Here is a 17,404-nt window from a genome sequence, read left to right on the forward strand (position 1 = left end):
ATCACGCTATTCAATGATTCAATTGCATTTGTTGTATAAATCGCATGACGTATTTCAGCAGGATAGCTAAAGATCGTTCGGATATTTTCCCAATTTGCCCGCCAGGATTTTCCAATTTTTGGATACTGATGATTCCATTGATCGCAGAAGATACCTAGGGAATTTAAAGCATTTTCTTCTGTACTTGCCTGATAGATCGCCTTCAATCCTGCTGTTACAGCTTTGTAGTCCTTCCAGCTCACAAATCTCAGGCTATTGCGTACAACATGCACGATACACAGCTGGATGTCAGTATGAGGGTAGACAGAGGCTATCGCATCAGGAAAGCCTTTTAGCCCGTCTACACAGGCAACAAGAATATCTTGCACTCCTCGATTTTTAAGCTCTGTCATGACTGACAGCCAGAATTTGGAACCTTCTGTTTGAGCAAGCCACCTGCCAAGAAGTTCTTTTTGGCCATCCAAGTTAATGCCTAATGCTAAATAAACTGATTTATTGATTACTGTTGAATGCTGACGAACCTTAACAACAATGCAATCTAAATAGACAACAGGATAAAGACTATCGAGTGTTCTATTTTGCCATTCTGTCACTTGTTCAATGACAGCATCCGTTACCTTACTAATAAGGGAGGCAGATACATCGGCATCGTACATTTCTTTAAAAAAAGCAACAATTTCTCTATTTGTCATTCCTTTCGCATATAGCGAAAGAATTTGATCATCCATGCTAGTAATGCGCGTTTGATGCTTCTTAATAATCTGTGGTTCAAAAGAGCCGTCACGATCACGAGGGATATCTAAAGCAAGCTGCCCATCTTGTGTTAGAACTGTTTTGGAGCTAAAACCATTACGTGCATTAGATCCTTTCTTAGGTTGATGCTTTTCATAGCCTAAATGTTCAGAAGGCTCAGTATTCAGAGCGGTTTCGATCATGAACTTTTTAAATATGGCTGTCATTTGGTTTAAATCTTCAGGAGTTTTTAAACCTTTAGCTAATTCAGCTGCCATACTTTTGATTGTAGCTTCATCCATGTGAAGTACCTCTTTTTATTATCCTCAGTAGGATGAATGAAAATTAAGTACTTACACAAAATTTAGAACAGTCCCTTTATTTAAAGATTTTTCGCCGCAATTTATTGAATTTATTAAATCAATCAAAAAACTTTAACTTACGGAGTTAGTCCATTTAAATCTATTCCTTTGAGTTAATCCGATATGAAAAATATTTAAGGTTAAATTATTTAGTTTTCTTAAAATTAACATAATACACCTTATATGAAATTTAAAAATGGAGCTTAAAGCTCCATTTTTAAATAACTTTTTTTAAATTGTTAAGCGTAAATTCAGTGCTTTTACAACTTTAATCACAGTATCAAAACTAGGGTTAACATCACCAGAAAGTGCTTTGTAAAGACTTTCTCGGCCTAGACCTGTATCTCGTGATAATTGAGCCATTCCTTTAGCTTTAGCAATGTTACCTAAAGCTTTAGCAATGAATGCAGCATCACCATTAGATTCATCGATACAGGCTTGTAGGTAAGCTTGCATATCTTCTTCTGTTTTAAGATGCTCAGCACTATCCCATTTACGAAGTTTGATAGCCATTTACAGCTCCTCCTCTAAATCTTGTGCTAATTGTAGGGCAAGTTTTATATCTTTACTTTGCGTAGACTTATCTCCGCCTGCTAAGAGAATAACGACCCTTTGCCCTTGCTTGCAGTAATAAATCCTATAGCCAGGTCCAAAGAAGAAACGTAACTCAGAAACACCTTCACCGACTGGTTCAGTATCTCCAAAGTTCCCATCTTCAACCCGATCAATTCGGACTTGTATGCGTCTTTTTGCCTGTTGATCTTTTAACTTGGTAAACCAATCATCAAAGGCTTCTGTGGTATATATTGAGTACATAAGCAAAATGTATCCTATAGGATACGTTTTTGCAAGACATAAACTTGGTTCTTTAGGCCTGAGGCACTGAATTTCATATTACAGCCATTATGTTAAATGGAGAAAATTAGTGGAAGTTTCTATTTTTCTTTTATAAAGATATTCAGGATCTGTTAGTCTTCTTTAAAATTTATTTACACCATAATTTACAGAGAAATTAATGCAAACTAAATTCGTAGATCCATCAACTTATGCTGTTAGCAATCAACCTAATCCATCTTTTAGTTATGGTGTACAGCATATTAGTAATGAAAATGGGCAACCTATTAATGGTTTTAACTTTTCAGAGTACGAAATTCCTGTCAGAAAAATACTAAGAAAGGATTCATCTCCAGTTATTGGTAACTTTAGAAGCTGGCCAACTCCTAGTGCTGACAAATTTATTAACGCAGTAGTAATGACTCGTTTATTTGTTTTATGTAAGGATAAACAAAAATTTCTTGTTGAAAAAATGGTGTTTCGTGAAACAGGAAATATTTTTAATGAAGACAAGTTGTTTATTTATTCTTTTTGTACAGAGAATTCTCAACTTGAAGTTTATATAGATGATAATGGAATGATCTCAGAAATTAATAGATTTAACCAGAATCTAAATTATGAAGCTAAAATTCCACTAAACATTTTAGGTCTTAACTATTTGATGACACAGGTTTTCTATGATCTTTGCCGGTTAAATCTTAGTAATGTCCAGTTAAATTCTGATCATCAACTACTAATTGGTAAGATACTTAACATAAGCTCTCCATTTAAGGAGTTAGACTCTTTAACTTATGATGATCTACCAAGTTTTAATATGTTAAATAACATAAGCTTGTTGGAATAATTAAGACATGAGCTATATCATTGCCTTTGTTAGTTATACTGATTTTACCGATAAAAAATATCCTGTGCAGTGTTTTCGTACAGATCTTAAGGTGAATGACATTGTGCTAGTTCGTCGAACAGATGGACAATTAAGATTTGCTACAGTTTTAAAATTAGAATATTTAAATTGGGATTGTAAAGGCTTCATCCTTTGTAAAAAATCAGAATGTTCTATTGATGATCATGGTAATTTATGCCCTCCGTCTAACTCAGCTATTATATTTGGAGTTGCGACTCCTGAAGTTTTCACAAAAAAATTAATAGATTCAGGATGGATATTACTGAGACCTCATAGTGCAACTTATAGAAAAATCTTAACAAAAACTAATGGATCACAGATTGCATATATTTTTATTAGAAAAAATGGAATTGATCTTCAGATTCTTCCTATTTCAGAAGAAAAGCTTCCAATAAAATCTGGTAGCTTATATAGACAATCTCTTACTCAAGGTAAAGTAGTCAGGCATACACTTGCTCATACAACTTTTAATCTTTATGAAGGAGTTCTTCGCTTTTCTGACAGCTTTATTAATAATGAACTTAATCTAGAGCGTTATTTTATTCCGCAAGGTGAAACAGATAAGAGAACGGATGCTCTCAAAAAAGATGCTCGTTTAAGAAAAAATTTAGGAGAGTACGGTATCTCAGATTTATATGAGGCTTGCTCTGATGGGAATGGAGGTGCGGCATATCTTGGTGATGGAATATGGATCACTTCTGGGGGAGGAGTATATGATTGGGGAAGATAAGTTAATTTATATAAACAGTTGAAGACATTTCTTTAGCTAATTTATTTAGTTTATCTAAAATTAACATAATAGAGCTTATACGAAATGCTTTTTAAAATATCCCTGTTTTTCATATAGTTAAAAATTTTTCATCCCCCTGGAAAACAATAAAAAACCGACTTGGAAACAAATCGGTTTCTTTTTAAGCAATTTTGATACTTCTTGCCAATAAATTTGGTTAAAAAATAATCAAAATCGCACCTTTTCCCGATTTCTTAAGGCTTCCGTTTCTGAAATTATCCCCAATTTCTGTGGACAAATCTTGGGATAAAATAGACCAACGTTGTAAGTTAAAACTTACATGGATTTAAGGTTTTTGCGGATTGGTAATCCAAGGCATTAGCCCTATGATAAACACATAAGATATTAGATGTTTCTAGAAAACAAAAATAAGAGAATAGTGCAAGAAAGGGGCAGCAAGAGATCAGTAAAACAAGCAGCACCCCAATATAAAAAAGCCTAACAGGATGTTGGGCATTTTTGTGTCTTGAATCTGGATTTCGCATAAGAGATTTTATGTTAAGTAGGATGAAACTAGGTTTATTTTTATAAGCTTTAGATTAGAATGATAATAAAATATTTAAGATAATGAATTTTATGAAATATTATTTAATTTTCGCAGTGATTTTTTGCTCACAATTTAGCTTTGCTAAAGCATCTGATATTTCATTTTATGACTATGGAAGTGTCCACTTATTTACGTCAAAAGATCAGTTAAAATTAAGATCAATTGAGTTTTATAAAGATAATTCTGTTACGGATTGGTCTATGTGTACTCCAATACTTACTAATAAATTAAAAGTAACGAATGTAAAATATTCTTGGGAAAAAGAAATTTCAGGATTTACTGTGAATGATCCTAAATGGGGTGAGGAATTCTATTCTGTTGATTTGAGCGAAATTCCACAAGCACATAAATGGTTATTATCGACTTTAGTGCAAAAAGGAAGAATAGTTAAAATTACATCTAGGGCGTGTGGTTCTAGTTTGACACCTTACCTTATAAGAGTAGAGAAATAAAAAATATCAACTTATATCTTTGATTTTATTATTTATAATATCTTTAATGCTTTTATTCTCATCTTGAGATATTTTCTGAAGTTGAGAATAAAGTTCACTATTTATTGTAACTATAAATGTCTTCTTGATGAATTTTTCATATAAATAATATGAGTTTATAACTAAAAAAAGTGAACCAATTACAATAAGAACGAAATTCATCCCTTTATCAAAGTAAGCTGCTAGCAGAATACCAGCTGGAGCAATAATAAAAGCAAGATGAAATATAAGGAATAAAACTAGCCCATAGCAGTCCATCATTTAAGGCAGTTTTTTTCGTTTTTTTCAAACATATGATTGATATAACTGTAAAAGGAATGAGTAAAATTCCCACTCCTATTGCTTTAATGATGTCTAATAAAAACATATAAATATTATGTATGCTGAACTGTTAATTTTAAGCCAAGTGCATTCACAACACGATTGATAGTATCAAAACGCGGAGCTGAATCATGGCGAAGTGCTTTATAAAGTGCTTCACGTCCGATCCCTGCTTCTTTAGCAATTTGGGTCATACCTCTAGCTTTAGCAATGACACCAAGGGCATGAGCTAATTCAGCAGGATCATTATCTTCAAGAACCATATTGAGATACATCACGATGTCTTCTTCAGTTTTGAGTGACTCAGCCATATCAAAACTTGGTAAATCAGCTACTTTAACCATTTTAGTCCTCCAACGTTTTCGATAATTTGACTGCACGATCGATGTCTTGTTGTTGAGTTGATTTATCTCCACCACCAAGCATTACAATCACAACGTCACCATGTTGGATGTAATACATCCTCCATCCAGAACCGAAGAATTCTCTCATTTCCCAAACGCCATCTTGGAGAGGTTTAATGTCTCCCCAGTTCCCGCGTTGAACCTTATCTAATCGGCGATTCAAGCGAATGCGGGTCATATTGTCTTTAATGCCATCCAACCATTCATCAAATTCTGGTAGACGTTTAATTTCAATCATGAGGATTCCTTTTCTTCTCACTATATTGTATTCGATCGAATACAATATGCAAGTAATCTATACGACCATCCATTAATTTCGTATAGCGGCCATTATGTTAAATGGGATCAATATTTAATAAATTTTTATGTAAAAAAGACACCTTTAAAGGTGTCTTTCTTTGGTTAGAAAAGATTAATCACAATCTTACCAAAAGCACCTTTTGATAAATGTTCAAAAGCAGCAATCGCTTCTTCAAATTTATAAATGTGATCAATCACAGGTTTAATTTGATTGGCATTTAAGAAATCATTCATTCTTTCAAAAGCCACTCGAGGCGCTACCGCAATACCACGAAGTTTGGTTTGACGGAAAATCAAGGGCATCAAATTTAGCTGTGTTGTCTGACCTGTTAAGAACCCCACTTGAGCAATCGTTCCTGTCACTTTTGTTGCTGCAATAGATTGATTTAGACCATTACCACCTGCCACTTCAATCGTGACATCGGCACCCTTTCCATCGGTTAATTCAAGAACACGTTCTTCCCAATTTGGGTAAGTTTTATAGTTAATGCCTTCATCCGCACCTAATAAGCGAACTCTTTCTAGATTCTCATCTTTGCTTGATGTGGCAATGACTCGAGCACCATAGGCTTTAGCAAGTTGGATCGCAAAAATAGAAACACCGCCTGTACCTTGTACCAACACATTTTGTCCCGGCTTTAAGTTACCGACATCCATCATCGAATACCAAGCAGTTAGTGCTGCAATCGGCAACGTTGCTGCTTCAGCATCCGACATATTGTCAGGTGCTTTAACCGCACTTTCTTCATGCAAAATCATGTATTCAGCAAGCCCGCCAGGCAATGGCATTCCTAAGCAATAGTCAGGCTCGTTTGGTCCTGGTTCCTCATCAATCCAACGTGAATAAAGTGTTGTATTTACACGATCACCAAGCTTAAAGCGTGTAACACCTTCACCTACAGCAACGACCGTACCCACAGCATCAGATACAGGAATAAGTGGCTTTGGCACTAGATGAGGTTCATAAAAACCATCGACAATCGCTTTATCACGATAGTTTAAAGACACCGCACCGACTTTAATCAGTAATTCACCTGCCTGAGGTGTTGGAGTCTCTACTTCCTCTAATTTTAAATTTTCTAAGCCAAAATCTTTAAGTAACCAAGCTTTCATAATTTTATCCTAAGCAGATTTAATTCATAGAAACATTATAATTAAGGAATTAATTTTGATTAAGATGATAAAATTCCTAACATTATGGAATTAAATTCTCGAATAGGATTGTATGGATCATCAGTTTGCCGGCATTATCGAGTTCATTACAGTGGTCGACCAAGGGAGTTTTACAAACGCTGCCGAGGTATTGGGTTTGACAGGATCTGCTGTTGGTAAAAGTATGAATAAGTTAGAAAAAAGACTCGGTATTCAGCTTTTTCACCGTACTACGAGACGTCTTGCATTAACCCCTGAAGGAGAAATATGGCTGCGAAGCTGTAGACGCCTTGTAGAAGAACTAGAAGCGACCCAGTCGTTATTGTCTCAAGAAAATAATTCACCTACAGGAAGAATCAGAATTGATTTACCAACAACCTTTGGTCGTCGCTATATCTTTCCAACGTTATTAGAAATCATTCATCGTTACCCCCAACTTGATCTTACAGTTACATTTCAAGATAGAGCAGTTGATCTGATTCAGGAGGGGATCGATTTGGTCGTAAGAATTGGTGAATTAAAAGATTCTACAGATATCATCGCCAAGTCTTTAGGTCATCAAACGCTATTGATTTGCGCTTCTCCTGATTATTTAAAAAAATACGGCACACCGCAAAGTAAAGAAGATTTAAAACATCACCAATGTTTGATTGGTTGGCGAAGTCATAGTAAAGGCTATTGGTTTTTAAGAAATACCCTCAATGAAACGGAATTACATGAAATAAATTACAATCATGAAATTCCAGATGGAGATGCCATTCTAAGTGCATGTATGTCAGGCTTAGGATTGGCACAGCTTCCGAGCTGGCTTGCTTTTGAAGCAATAAGAGATGGTAAATTGATCCCCATTCTTCCTGAAATCTCAGGCGTAAAGATTCCGATTAATATTCTTTGGCAGAAACGTTGGCATCTACAGCCTAAAATTCGAGTCGTTGTTGATGAAATTATGACTTTTATAAAGACCAATCCAAAGTTATTTAATTAAGTTAAAATTTTCTAAAATTAACATAATACACCTTATACGAAATCAACATGTAAGCCCAAAATAGAAATGTCCGGTTTAGGTACTGTACTAGCATATCTTTAGTGAGCGGATGATATTTATTATTCATTATTTAGGAATTATTAAATCCTATAAATATCATTTATTGGATTAATTTACTTTGGTACTGTACACATCATCCTCCAGTTAAAAATAAGGAACAATTATGAATAAGATGATGAATGCTCTTATCTTAGAAAATTTTGGTGATCATGAATTTACACGTGTAGAACTCCCTATACCTCAACCAGAGGCTGGGCAAGTTCTAGTACGTATTCATGCTAGTGGTGTAAACCCTATTGATTATAAAATTCGTCTTGGTGAAGCACCATATGCTATGCCAGAGCTTCCTGCCGTGTTGGGAACAGATATGGCTGGGGTTGTCACTGCTGTTGGTGAAGGTGTCACCCACTTCAACGTCGGAGATGAAGTTTACGGTCTGATTGGTGGCGTTCGTGGTCTTCAAGGATCTTTAGCAGAATATGTTGTAGCAGATGCTGATCTGATCGCATTAAAGCCACGAAATATCTCTATGCGCGAGGCAGCAGTACTACCATTGACGTTCCTCACCGCTTGGGAAGGTTTAGTGGATAATGCGAAGGTCCAACCAGGGCAAACTGTACTGGTTCAGGGTGGTGCTGGTGGCGTTGGTTATATGGTTGTTCAGCTTGCAAAAGCACTTGATGCAAATGTTTGGGCGACTGGTCGTACAGCTGATCAATCACTGATTTCAGAACTCGGTGCAACACCTCTCGATTACACAACAGCATCTTCCGATGACATTATTGCTGCAAGCCCTGAGGGTCAAGGTTTTAACATTGTTTACGACACTGTGGGTGGTCCAGTACTCGATGCTTCACTTTCCATGACAACTCACTATGGCCACATTACCAGCTGTGCTGCATTTGGTAATCATAATTTAGCGAGTTCATCTCTACGGTGTGCCACAGTGTCTGGCGTATTCGTCCTAATGCCGATGTTAACAGGCAATCGCCGTGCTCATCATGGTGATATCCTTAAGATCGCTACTCGTCTTGTTGAGGAAGGTAAACTGCGTCCTATTGTTGATCCTCGTCATTTTACTCTAGACCAAGCGATTGAGGCTCATGATGCTGTTCAAGATCGCTCTGCCAATATTAAGGTAGTTATAGATGTCATTTAATGCACTTCAGGCCAAGACTTGGCGCTTCAATAGTATTGGAGATACAGATGTTCTGACATTAGAAACACTTCCTGTTGCTTTACCAGCCGCAGGAGAAGTTCTAATCCAGATGAAAACGATCGGACTCAACCGGGCTGATGTAATGTTTCGGCGTGGTACTTATATTCAAAAGGCAGTATTCCCTTCTCGTCTGGGATATGAGGGAGCAGGCGTAGTTCTGGCGATAGGTGAAGGTGTACGCCAATTTTCTCCAGGAGATGCAGTATCGATTCTTCCGACTGACAATCTAGCCAAATATGGGACATATGCGGACAAGCTTCTGATTCCAGAAACTTTTTTAGTTCACAAACCCGATAGTTTAAGCTGGGAAGAAGCTTCTTCAATCTGGATGCAGTATTTGACGGCTTGGGGTGGTGTAATCCATGCTGGTGGAGTTTCGAAAGGAAAAACGATCTTGATCACAGCAGCTTCAAGTAGCGTAGGACTAGCTGCGATACAGATCGCTGAAGCAGCCGGTGCTAAGGTCATTGCAAGTACACAAACGACAGAGAAAAAGCAACGTTTACTGGATCTCGGTGTTAAAAATGTTATAGCCAGTGAAGATGAACCAGATTTGTATGAGGCGCTTGTTTCACGTTTGGGGGGAGAACATCTTGATGTCGCCTTCGATGCTGTAGGAGGGCCGCATATTGAACAGATTGCAAAAGCGATGTCGGTAGGAGGAACGATGGTTATGCATGGTGCGCTTAGCCCGGAGATCACACCATTTCCCCTTAAAGTTGCATTACGCAAGAGCTTAACCATGCGAGGTTTTTTGTTCCTTGAGGTTCTGCATGACCCTGTTCTAAGGGAGCAAGCCAGACGATTTATTCTTAGCAGTATAGGTGCAGGATATCTTCGTCCAGTGATCGACCGTTGCTTTAACTTTGAGGACATGCATGACGCTCAGCGCTATCTTGAATCAAATCAGCAAATAGGAAAAATTGTAGTTACTCTGAATACATGATGGTCTTATCTGATTTCTACTTTCTAGAAATAAGGTTAGTTCCATCTGATTCAAGTTTCTATATGGCCCAGCACTTCCACTAAGTAATCAAACAATGCTCGGATTCGCAAAGGTGTCGGGCCCCGCTGTGGACGATATAAATACAGGCGCCAAACAGGAGAGGTTTCCTCATGAAGTATCTGAATGAGCTTACCACTCCTAAGCCACGGCAAAACTAGAAATCCAGGCATGTGTCCGAATCCAACTCCAGCGAGAATCGCTTGAAATTCAGCTTCTAGATCATCTGTAATAAAACGGGGCTTTGATGGCGTAAAGCTTCGACTTTCGGTGAATGTCCATGGCCAGTAACGTCCTGTTTTATGATCGACTAATGCTGTTAGAGGGTATTTATCTAGGTCAATAATTTTTTTGGGCATTCCAACCTTATCAATTAACTCTGGCGTACCCACAGAATAAAAGTTCACTTTCGCCAATTCCCTTGCCACATATCGATTGTCCGGCAAAAATCCAAATCTGATCCCGATATCTATTCGCTCATCGATCACATCCGAGTGTGAATCGGTTAGCACACAATCCACGACAATATCTGGATAACGTGTGGCAAATTCTGCTAGTGCGGGTACTACCAATTTGCGCCCTAACACAGACGACACAGTAAGACGGACAGTCCCACGCATTTCATCTCGTTTTTCCTTGGTGTCTTTTACGAACAAAGCATCGATCGATCCCACCGCAAAACGTGCTTGCTTTGCCAAACGCTCACCATCAGCGGTAATTTTAATTTGTCGAGTACTCCTGTAAAACAGAATCTCTCCGCGCTGCTCTTCTAGTTCTTTTATTGCCCGTGTCACTGCCTGTGGGGAAATACCCAGCTGAGTTGCTGCCTCTTTAAAATTTCGAGACTCTGATGCGACACAAAAGATACGCATCATTTCCAATTTGTTATGCATGTCCAATCCTGTGTTATGGCAATTATTCCGTAAATAGGAATTCTGAAAGATAATATTATTCATTTATTATACCTAACAAGGCTGTAATACTTAACCCATCAAATATGATTGACAGATAGGTTGAAGGTTACTTGTATGAATAATATAGAAAATAAAGTTGTTGTTATCACTGGTGCAAGTAGTGGTTTAGGTGAAGCTACTGCTCGCTTCCTTGCTAAAAAAGGTGCAAAGGTTGTACTTGGTGCTAGACGTACTGAAAAATTAGAGGCTATTGTTCAGGATATTCGTGCTGAAGGTGGTCAAGCTGAATTTATTGGTATGGATATAACCAAACCACATGAAGTACAAGCACTTATTGAAAAGGCATTAAGCGCATTTGGTCAAATCGATGTATTGGTAAACAATGCTGGATTAATGTCTATTGCACCATTAAGTGAGCTAAAAGTTGATGAATGGGATCGTATGATCGATATTAATATTAAAGGTGTTCTTTATGGTATAGCAGCTGCCCTACCTGTTTTCCAAAAACAAAACTTTGGACACTTTATTAATCTCGCATCTGTTGCAGGGATAAAAGTATTTAGTCCAGGAGGTACTGTTTATAGCGGTACTAAGTTTGCTGTAAGAGCCATCTCTGAAGGACTTCGTCATGAAGTTGGGGGAACAATTAGAACGACGACTATTGAGCCTGGTGCAGTTGAGTCAGAACTAAAATTTGGTTCTTCTCATAAAGAAAGTTCAGAGTTTGTTACTGATTTCTACAAACAAGCTATACCAGCTGACTCAGTCGCTCGAGCAATTGCTTATGCAATTGAGCAGCCTGCGGATGTAGATATTAATGAAATTGTTTTACGCCCAACGAGCCAAGAGTTTTAATAATTGAATAAAAAAAATGGGAGCACCTCGCTCCCATTTTTACTATATTTTTAAAGTTAAGGACAAATCTATGAAAGCCGTATCGTATGTTATAAATAACCATGATGATTTTAAAAATTCATTGGTAGATATTGAAAAAGCAAAGCCTACGCTTAAGGAGCGTGATGTACTGGTAAAAGTTCAGGCAATCTCTGTGAATCCAGTTGATACCAAAGTGAGAAAAAATTCGTCTGAAGCAAATAATCGTATTTTAGGTTGGGATGCCGTTGGGGAAATTATCGAAGTTGGCTCAAAAGTTACCTCGTTTAAAGTAGGAGATTCTGTTTGGTATGCTGGCGATTTAACCCGAGATGGTAGTAATGCTGAGTTTCAAGCAGTCGATGAACGAATTATCAGTCTTAAACCAATTACAGTATCTAATGCAGAAGCAGCAGCATTGCCATTAACTGCAATAACGGCATGGGAAATGCTTTTTGATCGGTTTCAAATTTCAGAAACAGAAGTTGGCAGTATTTTAATTATTGGTGGTGCAGGCGGTGTAGGATCAATCGCTATCCAACTCCTAAAAGCAAAAACAAATCTGACGGTTATAGCAACTGCTTCGCGTGAAGAAACGAAATCTTGGGTGGAATCACTTGGTGCCGACCATGTCATTGATCATAGCAAAGATTTAAATGCACAAATCGAGACACTAGGCATTGCAAAACCAAAATACGTATTCTCTACAAATCATACAGAAACATATATCAACCAAATAGTTTCTCTGATTGCACCACAAGGCAAGCTTGGATTGATCGATGATCCACAAACATTTGATATTATGCCGTTTAAGACTAAATCTATTTCTATCCATTGGGAGTTGATGTTCACCCGTTCAATGTATGAAACCGATGATATTGAAAAGCAAGGTGATCTATTGCAACAGGTTGCCCAATTAGTTGACCAGCAAAAAATTAGAAGTACCCTCAACCAAAATCTAGGCAAAATTAACGCTGCAAACTTGGAGAAGGCGCATAAGTTACTTGAATCAGGCAAGTCAAAAGGCAAAATTGTACTAGAAAACTTCTAAAACAAATTCAAGGTGAAATAATGACTATTTCAATAATTGCGAACTTTAAGGCAAAATCAGATCAAAAAGAGACGTTAGAAGCGCTTTTAAAAAGTGTAATAGAGCTTACGCTTCAAGAAGAAGGATGCTTGTAATATGAGCTTTATATTAGCGAAAATGACTCGAGTAGATATTTCTTCTTAGAAGAATGGCGTAGCAGGGAGGATTTAGATATCCATATAGCCTCTGATTATATTCAAAGTTTATTTGGTAATATCCAATCGTTAATTGAATCAAGTGATATTATAGAAATCAAAAAAATATAGCTGTATTCGGACATTATGATGAAGTATTCTTCAAATTAACATAGAGACTTAGAAAGCTAACATAATAATGGGAGCTCTAAGCTCCTATTTTTTAATATTTTTTTAATTTTTTAGTAGTAACCTAGGCTTCAACAAATTATGCCCCTAAGGGGAGCCACCAGTACCCTGCATTTTGACAACAATGTCATCGTTTAGAGGCAGCAAATTTACGACCATCAGTCGGTGCGACTGGTGATTCATATGATATTGCTTTGGCTGAAAGGGTGAATGACTTATACAAAACAGAGGTGATTGAATATTTAAAAGCAGATTGGCAAGGTTTAGCAGATGTACAACTTGCGACACTAAACTGGGTAATCGAGAATAAGCGAATTCCTATTCCTGAACACGTACAGCCTGAACCGGAAAAAAGAGGCTTTGGGAGCCGTTTTTTTAGACCCTATGATTAACCACGATTGTTTAACTAATATGAACAAAGTCGTGAAACTTTGGTCAAAGAATAGGCGTGGAACGTGAAAAATCATAAAAAAACCCACCTTGGGGAAGATGGGCTATCAACTAGAAACTACAGCATTGATTTCTAAAGATAATTATAACGCATTTCGTATAAGGTGTATTATGTTAATTTTAGATTTACTAAAACTATTTTTTGAGAACTAGGCTGTTATGGGAACTGTAAAGCTCAAATCTTCTGATGAAGTTTTTCAATTAAAAATTAGTCTGCTAGGCAGTGATCCTGAAATCTGGAGAACTATTCAAATTTCATCGGCAGCTACTTTATCTAGGCTCCATAAGGCAATTCAATCTGCTTTTGATTGGGAAGATAGCCATTTACATGAATTCACGACTATTAAGCATGAAAAGATCAATAAAAGACAAAAATTGAAAGAAGTTCTACGTGTAGGTAAAAAAATTATATATACATATGATTTTGGCGATTGTTGGGAACATTTGATTACTGTAGAAAGCAGACAATCTCCTGATTTAAATAAAAAATATCCATGTTGTATAGATGGTCAAAATCATGCTCCATTTGAAGATATTGGAGGAATTTTTGGATATCTTGATATTTTAGATGCATTACAAGAACCCAAACATCCAAGATATGACGATTACATGCAAATTATCGAGGATGAAATAGGAGAGATAGAGTTTGATCCGACCTACTTTAATTCACATGATATTAAGTTTTAAACCTGATTTAACATAATGGGCATTATACGAAATGAACAAATTGAAACATATAAAAATCAAAAACTTATGCTATAAATAATTTGCTCGACGATGTCGAAAAGCCGACTTGGGAACAAGTCGGCTTTTTTATGAGCAGTTTTTATATATTTCGCCAATAAAATTGGTTAAAAAACGATCAAATCGTAATTTCCTTCCGATTCCTTAAGGCTTCCATTTCTGAATTTATCCCCATTTCTTGCGGATAAGCTTTGGGATAATTTTGATGATTTTTTGTACGCTTTGGCTTACAGCATTTTACGAAATTGTTTGTATCCAAGCACCAGTGAAGTCCCTATGATCGATCTATATGAACAGGATGTTCAATGACTTAAAACAAGAATAATCAGTCAGACACCATGACCATTAGGTAGTCAGCCCTACCTATGCGCTCCACACCGAAAAATCCCGACATGACGTCGGGATTTTTTATTGTCATTTGAATAATAATTCAATTAAGCATAAAATATAGATTGTAATCTATATTATTGTTGTAATATGTGGACAGTCATTACAACGGATCTGTTTAACGAATGGCTTGCACAGCAAGATCAATCTACACAAGAGAAAGTACTCGCAGCGTTGGTCGTTCTACAGCAACAGGGACCAAGTTTAGGTCGTCCTTTAGTAGATACCGTCTATGACTCCAAATTTACCAATATGAAAGAGCTACGTGTTCAGCATCGAGGTAAACCACTGAGAGCCTTTTTCGCGTTTGATCCTTTACGACAAGCTATTGTGCTGTGTATCGGTGATAAAGGCGGTAAAAAGCGTTTTTATAAAGAGATGTTAGATATTGCCGATCAGCAATACGAAATTCATCTTTCAACTTTAGGAGATCAATCTAATGGCTAAGACCCTACAAGAATTATTGGCTAATCGCTCTCCAGAGAGTCAAGCTCGTATTCAACAAATGGCGGATGAATTATTGTTGGAAACTCAGCTTCACCTTATTCGTGAAGAGTTAGAGATTTCTCAAAAAGAACTGGCTGCAACCCTTGGAATCAAACAGCCTTCATTGTCAGCAATCGAAAATCGTGGTCATGATCTTAAAATTTCAACGATGAAAAAGTATGTCGAAGCAATGGGCGGAAAACTTCGTATTGATGTAGAGCTTCCAACAGGAAAACACATAGGATTCAATGTCTAATAATAAACCTTTGAAAAATAGTAGTAAATTACTTGTTAACTTGGACAAGTTTATATTTTTAGTCAATGCTGCTGATAGCCTAGAGGAAATTGAAATTATTAGAGATTTATGCTGTGACTATTTTTCACATTGTAAGAAGTCAAGCTATTACACTGATATTTTCGACAATGCTTATTGGATAAAATATTACGAAATAACTTAATCTTTCCAGATTCGCATAAGAGATTTTATGCTAAATAGATATGAGAAAGGCCATAAATTGTGACTTTCTCATATACGAAGAGAGAGCTGAGAACTTTCGTTTTATTGATTTATTCCAAATGAAGCTAATATTGATGTGTGGTGATTTTAATTTTTAGTTGCTTATATTTTCTTTTCGTAGCGCTCAGAGCTGAATTAGACACTTCTGTATAAAATATAGGATCATTCATCAAATCAGAAAATAATTTATATCCAATCAATAATTTACTGTATTTATTCCCATCTTTGAGATTCGTTTCAATTAATTGATCTAAATCTTTTACAGAAAAACTATACATATTAGCCTCGATAGAGTGTTTCTGAACGGGCACCATACAGGGTTGGCGATAGGAACTAAAGTTAAATTAGGTATTGATATATGGAATATTATTGTAAAAATAATAGATTAAACTTATATCGAGGCTAAACTTTACTCCTTTAATAGTAAAAATCTTATTCAGGATCCAAGATATATCCTTCTAAAAGACTTTAGTCCTTCTCTTTTTCAAGTCAAATTTACCCGTAATTCTGGCTAGAATACTCTCTCAAAATTGCATATACCCTATATTTATCTTGATATAAGGTCTTTTCTATAATTTTTTGGATATCTTCACTAGTCCATTTTTGCTGCTTAGCTTTAAAAATGAACTGTGATTGCAGAACAAATGAGTGTTCACCTTTTCTTAAATAAAGATTCTTGACTTTTTTTTGCATAAGAAACAATTCAATAACCTATACTCTTAAACTTTATACTAGTTGAGAAAAATTTACTTTTAATTATAACTTAATAAAACACTTAACTTGTAAAGAAAACTAAATTTCAGTTACTTAATAGACAAAAAAATATTATTATTTTTGTATCAGTAATGTTTAATATTCTTTGGATTGTATGTTGTGGGTTCTTATAGTATTTTTAGGTTTAATCAGTACACTATTAATTATTTCCATATTAAAAGAGTATTTTAAGAATCCTTTCAAATAGAAGAATAAATTCTAGTTTGTTAAGGCTTTGTTGCACAAAGATTTAAAAGTTAAGACTTCTCATATCTACTCAAATTTAAGTGACAACTCGGGTATGTGGTCTGCCTAAGTCCGTAAATTTATTTAATACTGCCATACGTGCATGAATCTCATTGACTTGGCTTTGAAAATTTCTCGCACTGAGTTTATCCCCCAATAATTTGATGCAATGCATCTTGGTTTCAACCAAACTTCGCCGATGATAGCCTGACCATTTCTTCCAAATAGTTCTTCCTAAACGTTTAACTGTTCGAAGCAACTCATTGCGTTCTAGCGAGCTCATCTTTTTATCTTTCCATGGCTTCGCATTTTTTCTTGGTGGAATCACTGCATGTGCTTGCCGATTCGCAATGACCTGTCGGCACTGTTTGGTATCATAAGCTCCATCGGTATAGACGGAGTCAACTCTCTCATCTTGTGGAATCTGATCGAGTAAATCACCAAGTACCTGTGAATCACTCACATTGTTGGTTGTGAGCTGAACAGCGCGTATTTGTAAGGTTTTAGCATCTATACC

20 protein-coding genes and 4 pseudogenes are annotated in these 17,404 nt (G+C 36.4%); 15 read left to right on the forward strand and 9 right to left on the reverse strand.

The features are described from left to right. The 3 genes from MKL36_RS15630 to MKL36_RS15640 form a co-directional block, all read right to left on the reverse strand. Positions 1-1,034, reverse strand: a 1,034-nt coding sequence (locus MKL36_RS15630) for an IS256 family transposase (protein WP_139872501.1), incomplete at its 3' end; no start/stop codon positions are given. Between the two features lie 291 nt (positions 1,035-1,325). After that, entirely contained in the window at positions 1,326-1,607 is a 282-nt protein-coding gene (locus MKL36_RS15635; protein ID WP_006582667.1) for an addiction module antidote protein, read from the reverse strand. Further along, positions 1,608-1,910 (reverse strand): type II toxin-antitoxin system RelE/ParE family toxin, encoded by a 303-nt coding sequence (locus tag MKL36_RS15640; RefSeq protein WP_000286963.1) that lies wholly within the window; start codon positions 1,908-1,910, stop codon positions 1,608-1,610. Positions 1,911-2,109: 199 nt separating this feature from the next. Here MKL36_RS15640 and MKL36_RS15645 point away from each other — a divergent pair, with 199 nt between their 5' ends. From MKL36_RS15645 to MKL36_RS15655, 3 genes are all read left to right on the forward strand, one after another. After that, positions 2,110-2,772: a hypothetical protein gene (locus MKL36_RS15645; RefSeq protein WP_016653395.1), complete on the forward strand. Its 663-nt coding sequence runs from the start codon at positions 2,110-2,112 to the stop codon at positions 2,770-2,772. A gap of 7 nt (positions 2,773-2,779) precedes the next feature. Beyond that, positions 2,780-3,562 carry a hypothetical protein gene (locus tag MKL36_RS15650; RefSeq protein ID WP_006582115.1) on the forward strand — a complete coding sequence of 261 codons (783 nt, stop codon included), beginning with the start codon at positions 2,780-2,782 and terminating at the stop codon, positions 3,560-3,562. A gap of 636 nt (positions 3,563-4,198) precedes the next feature. After that, positions 4,199-4,621 (forward strand): hypothetical protein, encoded by a 423-nt coding sequence (locus MKL36_RS15655; RefSeq protein ID WP_006582116.1) that lies wholly within the window; start codon positions 4,199-4,201, stop codon positions 4,619-4,621. A gap of 413 nt (positions 4,622-5,034) precedes the next feature. Here the strand turns inward: MKL36_RS15655 and MKL36_RS15660 are convergent, their stop codons facing one another. The 3 genes from MKL36_RS15660 to MKL36_RS15670 all read right to left on the reverse strand — a co-directional run bounded on the left by MKL36_RS15660 (position 5,035) and on the right by MKL36_RS15670 (position 6,798). Continuing rightward, positions 5,035-5,325 carry an addiction module antidote protein gene (locus MKL36_RS15660; protein ID WP_006582118.1) on the reverse strand — a complete coding sequence of 97 codons (291 nt, stop codon included), beginning with the start codon at positions 5,323-5,325 and terminating at the stop codon, positions 5,035-5,037. Between the two features lies 1 nt (position 5,326). After that, a complete protein-coding gene (locus MKL36_RS15665; RefSeq protein ID WP_004647749.1) occupies positions 5,327-5,623 on the reverse strand; it encodes a type II toxin-antitoxin system RelE/ParE family toxin in 297 nt (98 codons plus the stop codon). Positions 5,624-5,787: 164 nt separating this feature from the next. Continuing rightward, the gene (locus MKL36_RS15670) at positions 5,788-6,798 is read right to left on the reverse strand and encodes a zinc-dependent alcohol dehydrogenase family protein (RefSeq protein WP_006582119.1); all 1,011 of its coding nucleotides are present in this window, start codon (positions 6,796-6,798) and stop codon (positions 5,788-5,790) included. A 112-nt stretch (positions 6,799-6,910) separates the two neighbouring features. Between MKL36_RS15670 and MKL36_RS15675 the strand changes: the two genes are divergently transcribed. The 3 genes from MKL36_RS15675 to MKL36_RS15685 all read left to right on the forward strand — a co-directional run bounded on the left by MKL36_RS15675 (position 6,911) and on the right by MKL36_RS15685 (position 10,047). Beyond that, complete coding sequence (locus MKL36_RS15675) at positions 6,911-7,822, forward strand: LysR family transcriptional regulator (RefSeq protein WP_006582120.1); 912 nt, start codon at positions 6,911-6,913, stop codon at positions 7,820-7,822. A gap of 223 nt (positions 7,823-8,045) precedes the next feature. Further along, positions 8,046-9,041: a zinc-dependent alcohol dehydrogenase family protein gene (locus tag MKL36_RS15680; protein WP_006582121.1), complete on the forward strand. Its 996-nt coding sequence runs from the start codon at positions 8,046-8,048 to the stop codon at positions 9,039-9,041. Then, positions 9,031-10,047 carry a zinc-dependent alcohol dehydrogenase family protein gene (locus MKL36_RS15685; protein WP_000009386.1) on the forward strand — a complete coding sequence of 339 codons (1,017 nt, stop codon included), beginning with the start codon at positions 9,031-9,033 and terminating at the stop codon, positions 10,045-10,047. Before MKL36_RS15680 ends, MKL36_RS15685 begins: the two co-directional genes overlap by 11 nt. Before the next feature lie 50 nt (positions 10,048-10,097). On the opposite strand, the gene MKL36_RS15690 is transcribed toward MKL36_RS15685, so the two are convergent. Continuing rightward, positions 10,098-10,997 (reverse strand): LysR family transcriptional regulator, encoded by a 900-nt coding sequence (locus MKL36_RS15690; RefSeq protein WP_021511106.1) that lies wholly within the window; start codon positions 10,995-10,997, stop codon positions 10,098-10,100. 135 nt (positions 10,998-11,132) lie between these two features. Here MKL36_RS15690 and MKL36_RS15695 point away from each other — a divergent pair, with 135 nt between their 5' ends. The 9 genes and pseudogenes from MKL36_RS15695 (at position 11,133) to MKL36_RS15735 (ending at position 15,829) form a co-directional block, all read left to right on the forward strand. Then, positions 11,133-11,873 carry an SDR family oxidoreductase gene (locus MKL36_RS15695; RefSeq protein ID WP_001059481.1) on the forward strand — a complete coding sequence of 247 codons (741 nt, stop codon included), beginning with the start codon at positions 11,133-11,135 and terminating at the stop codon, positions 11,871-11,873. A gap of 70 nt (positions 11,874-11,943) precedes the next feature. After that, positions 11,944-12,942 (forward strand): zinc-binding alcohol dehydrogenase family protein, encoded by a 999-nt coding sequence (locus MKL36_RS15700; RefSeq protein WP_000649019.1) that lies wholly within the window; start codon positions 11,944-11,946, stop codon positions 12,940-12,942. Between the two features lie 20 nt (positions 12,943-12,962). Next, positions 12,963-13,247, forward strand: a pseudogene (locus tag MKL36_RS15705) (putative quinol monooxygenase). Between the two features lie 185 nt (positions 13,248-13,432). Further along, a pseudogene (locus MKL36_RS15710) lies at positions 13,433-13,603 on the forward strand (IS3 family transposase); the annotation flags it as partial. Beyond that, positions 13,604-13,696: pseudogene (locus MKL36_RS15715) on the forward strand (plasmid replication DNA-binding protein); the annotation flags it as partial. Between the two features lie 217 nt (positions 13,697-13,913). Further along, positions 13,914-14,441 carry a plasmid pRiA4b ORF-3 family protein gene (locus MKL36_RS15720; protein WP_002124964.1) on the forward strand — a complete coding sequence of 176 codons (528 nt, stop codon included), beginning with the start codon at positions 13,914-13,916 and terminating at the stop codon, positions 14,439-14,441. 534 nt (positions 14,442-14,975) lie between these two features. Further along, positions 14,976-15,332, forward strand: a complete 357-nt coding sequence (locus MKL36_RS15725; protein WP_000269903.1) for a type II toxin-antitoxin system RelE/ParE family toxin — start codon at positions 14,976-14,978, stop codon at positions 15,330-15,332. After that, a complete protein-coding gene (locus MKL36_RS15730; protein ID WP_001140619.1) occupies positions 15,325-15,627 on the forward strand; it encodes a helix-turn-helix domain-containing protein in 303 nt (100 codons plus the stop codon). Before MKL36_RS15725 ends, MKL36_RS15730 begins: the two co-directional genes overlap by 8 nt. Beyond that, positions 15,620-15,829, forward strand: coding sequence for a hypothetical protein (locus MKL36_RS15735; protein ID WP_000069471.1), 210 nt, complete (start codon positions 15,620-15,622; stop codon positions 15,827-15,829). Before MKL36_RS15730 ends, MKL36_RS15735 begins: the two co-directional genes overlap by 8 nt. Positions 15,830-15,953: 124 nt before the next feature. Here the strand turns inward: MKL36_RS15735 and MKL36_RS15740 are convergent, their stop codons facing one another. Both MKL36_RS15740 and MKL36_RS15745 read right to left on the reverse strand, forming a co-directional pair. Next, on the reverse strand, positions 15,954-16,166 hold the full coding sequence (locus tag MKL36_RS15740) for a hypothetical protein (RefSeq protein ID WP_016653394.1): 213 nt from the start codon (positions 16,164-16,166) through the stop codon (positions 15,954-15,956). Positions 16,167-16,924: 758 nt separating this feature from the next. After that, positions 16,925-17,404: pseudogene (locus tag MKL36_RS15745) on the reverse strand (IS5-like element ISAba13 family transposase); the annotation flags it as partial.

It is taken from the genome of Acinetobacter sp. AOR12_HL (genome assembly GCF_027855275.1).
In the GTDB taxonomy this organism is placed as follows: Bacteria; Pseudomonadota; Gammaproteobacteria; order Pseudomonadales; family Moraxellaceae; genus Acinetobacter; species Acinetobacter baumannii.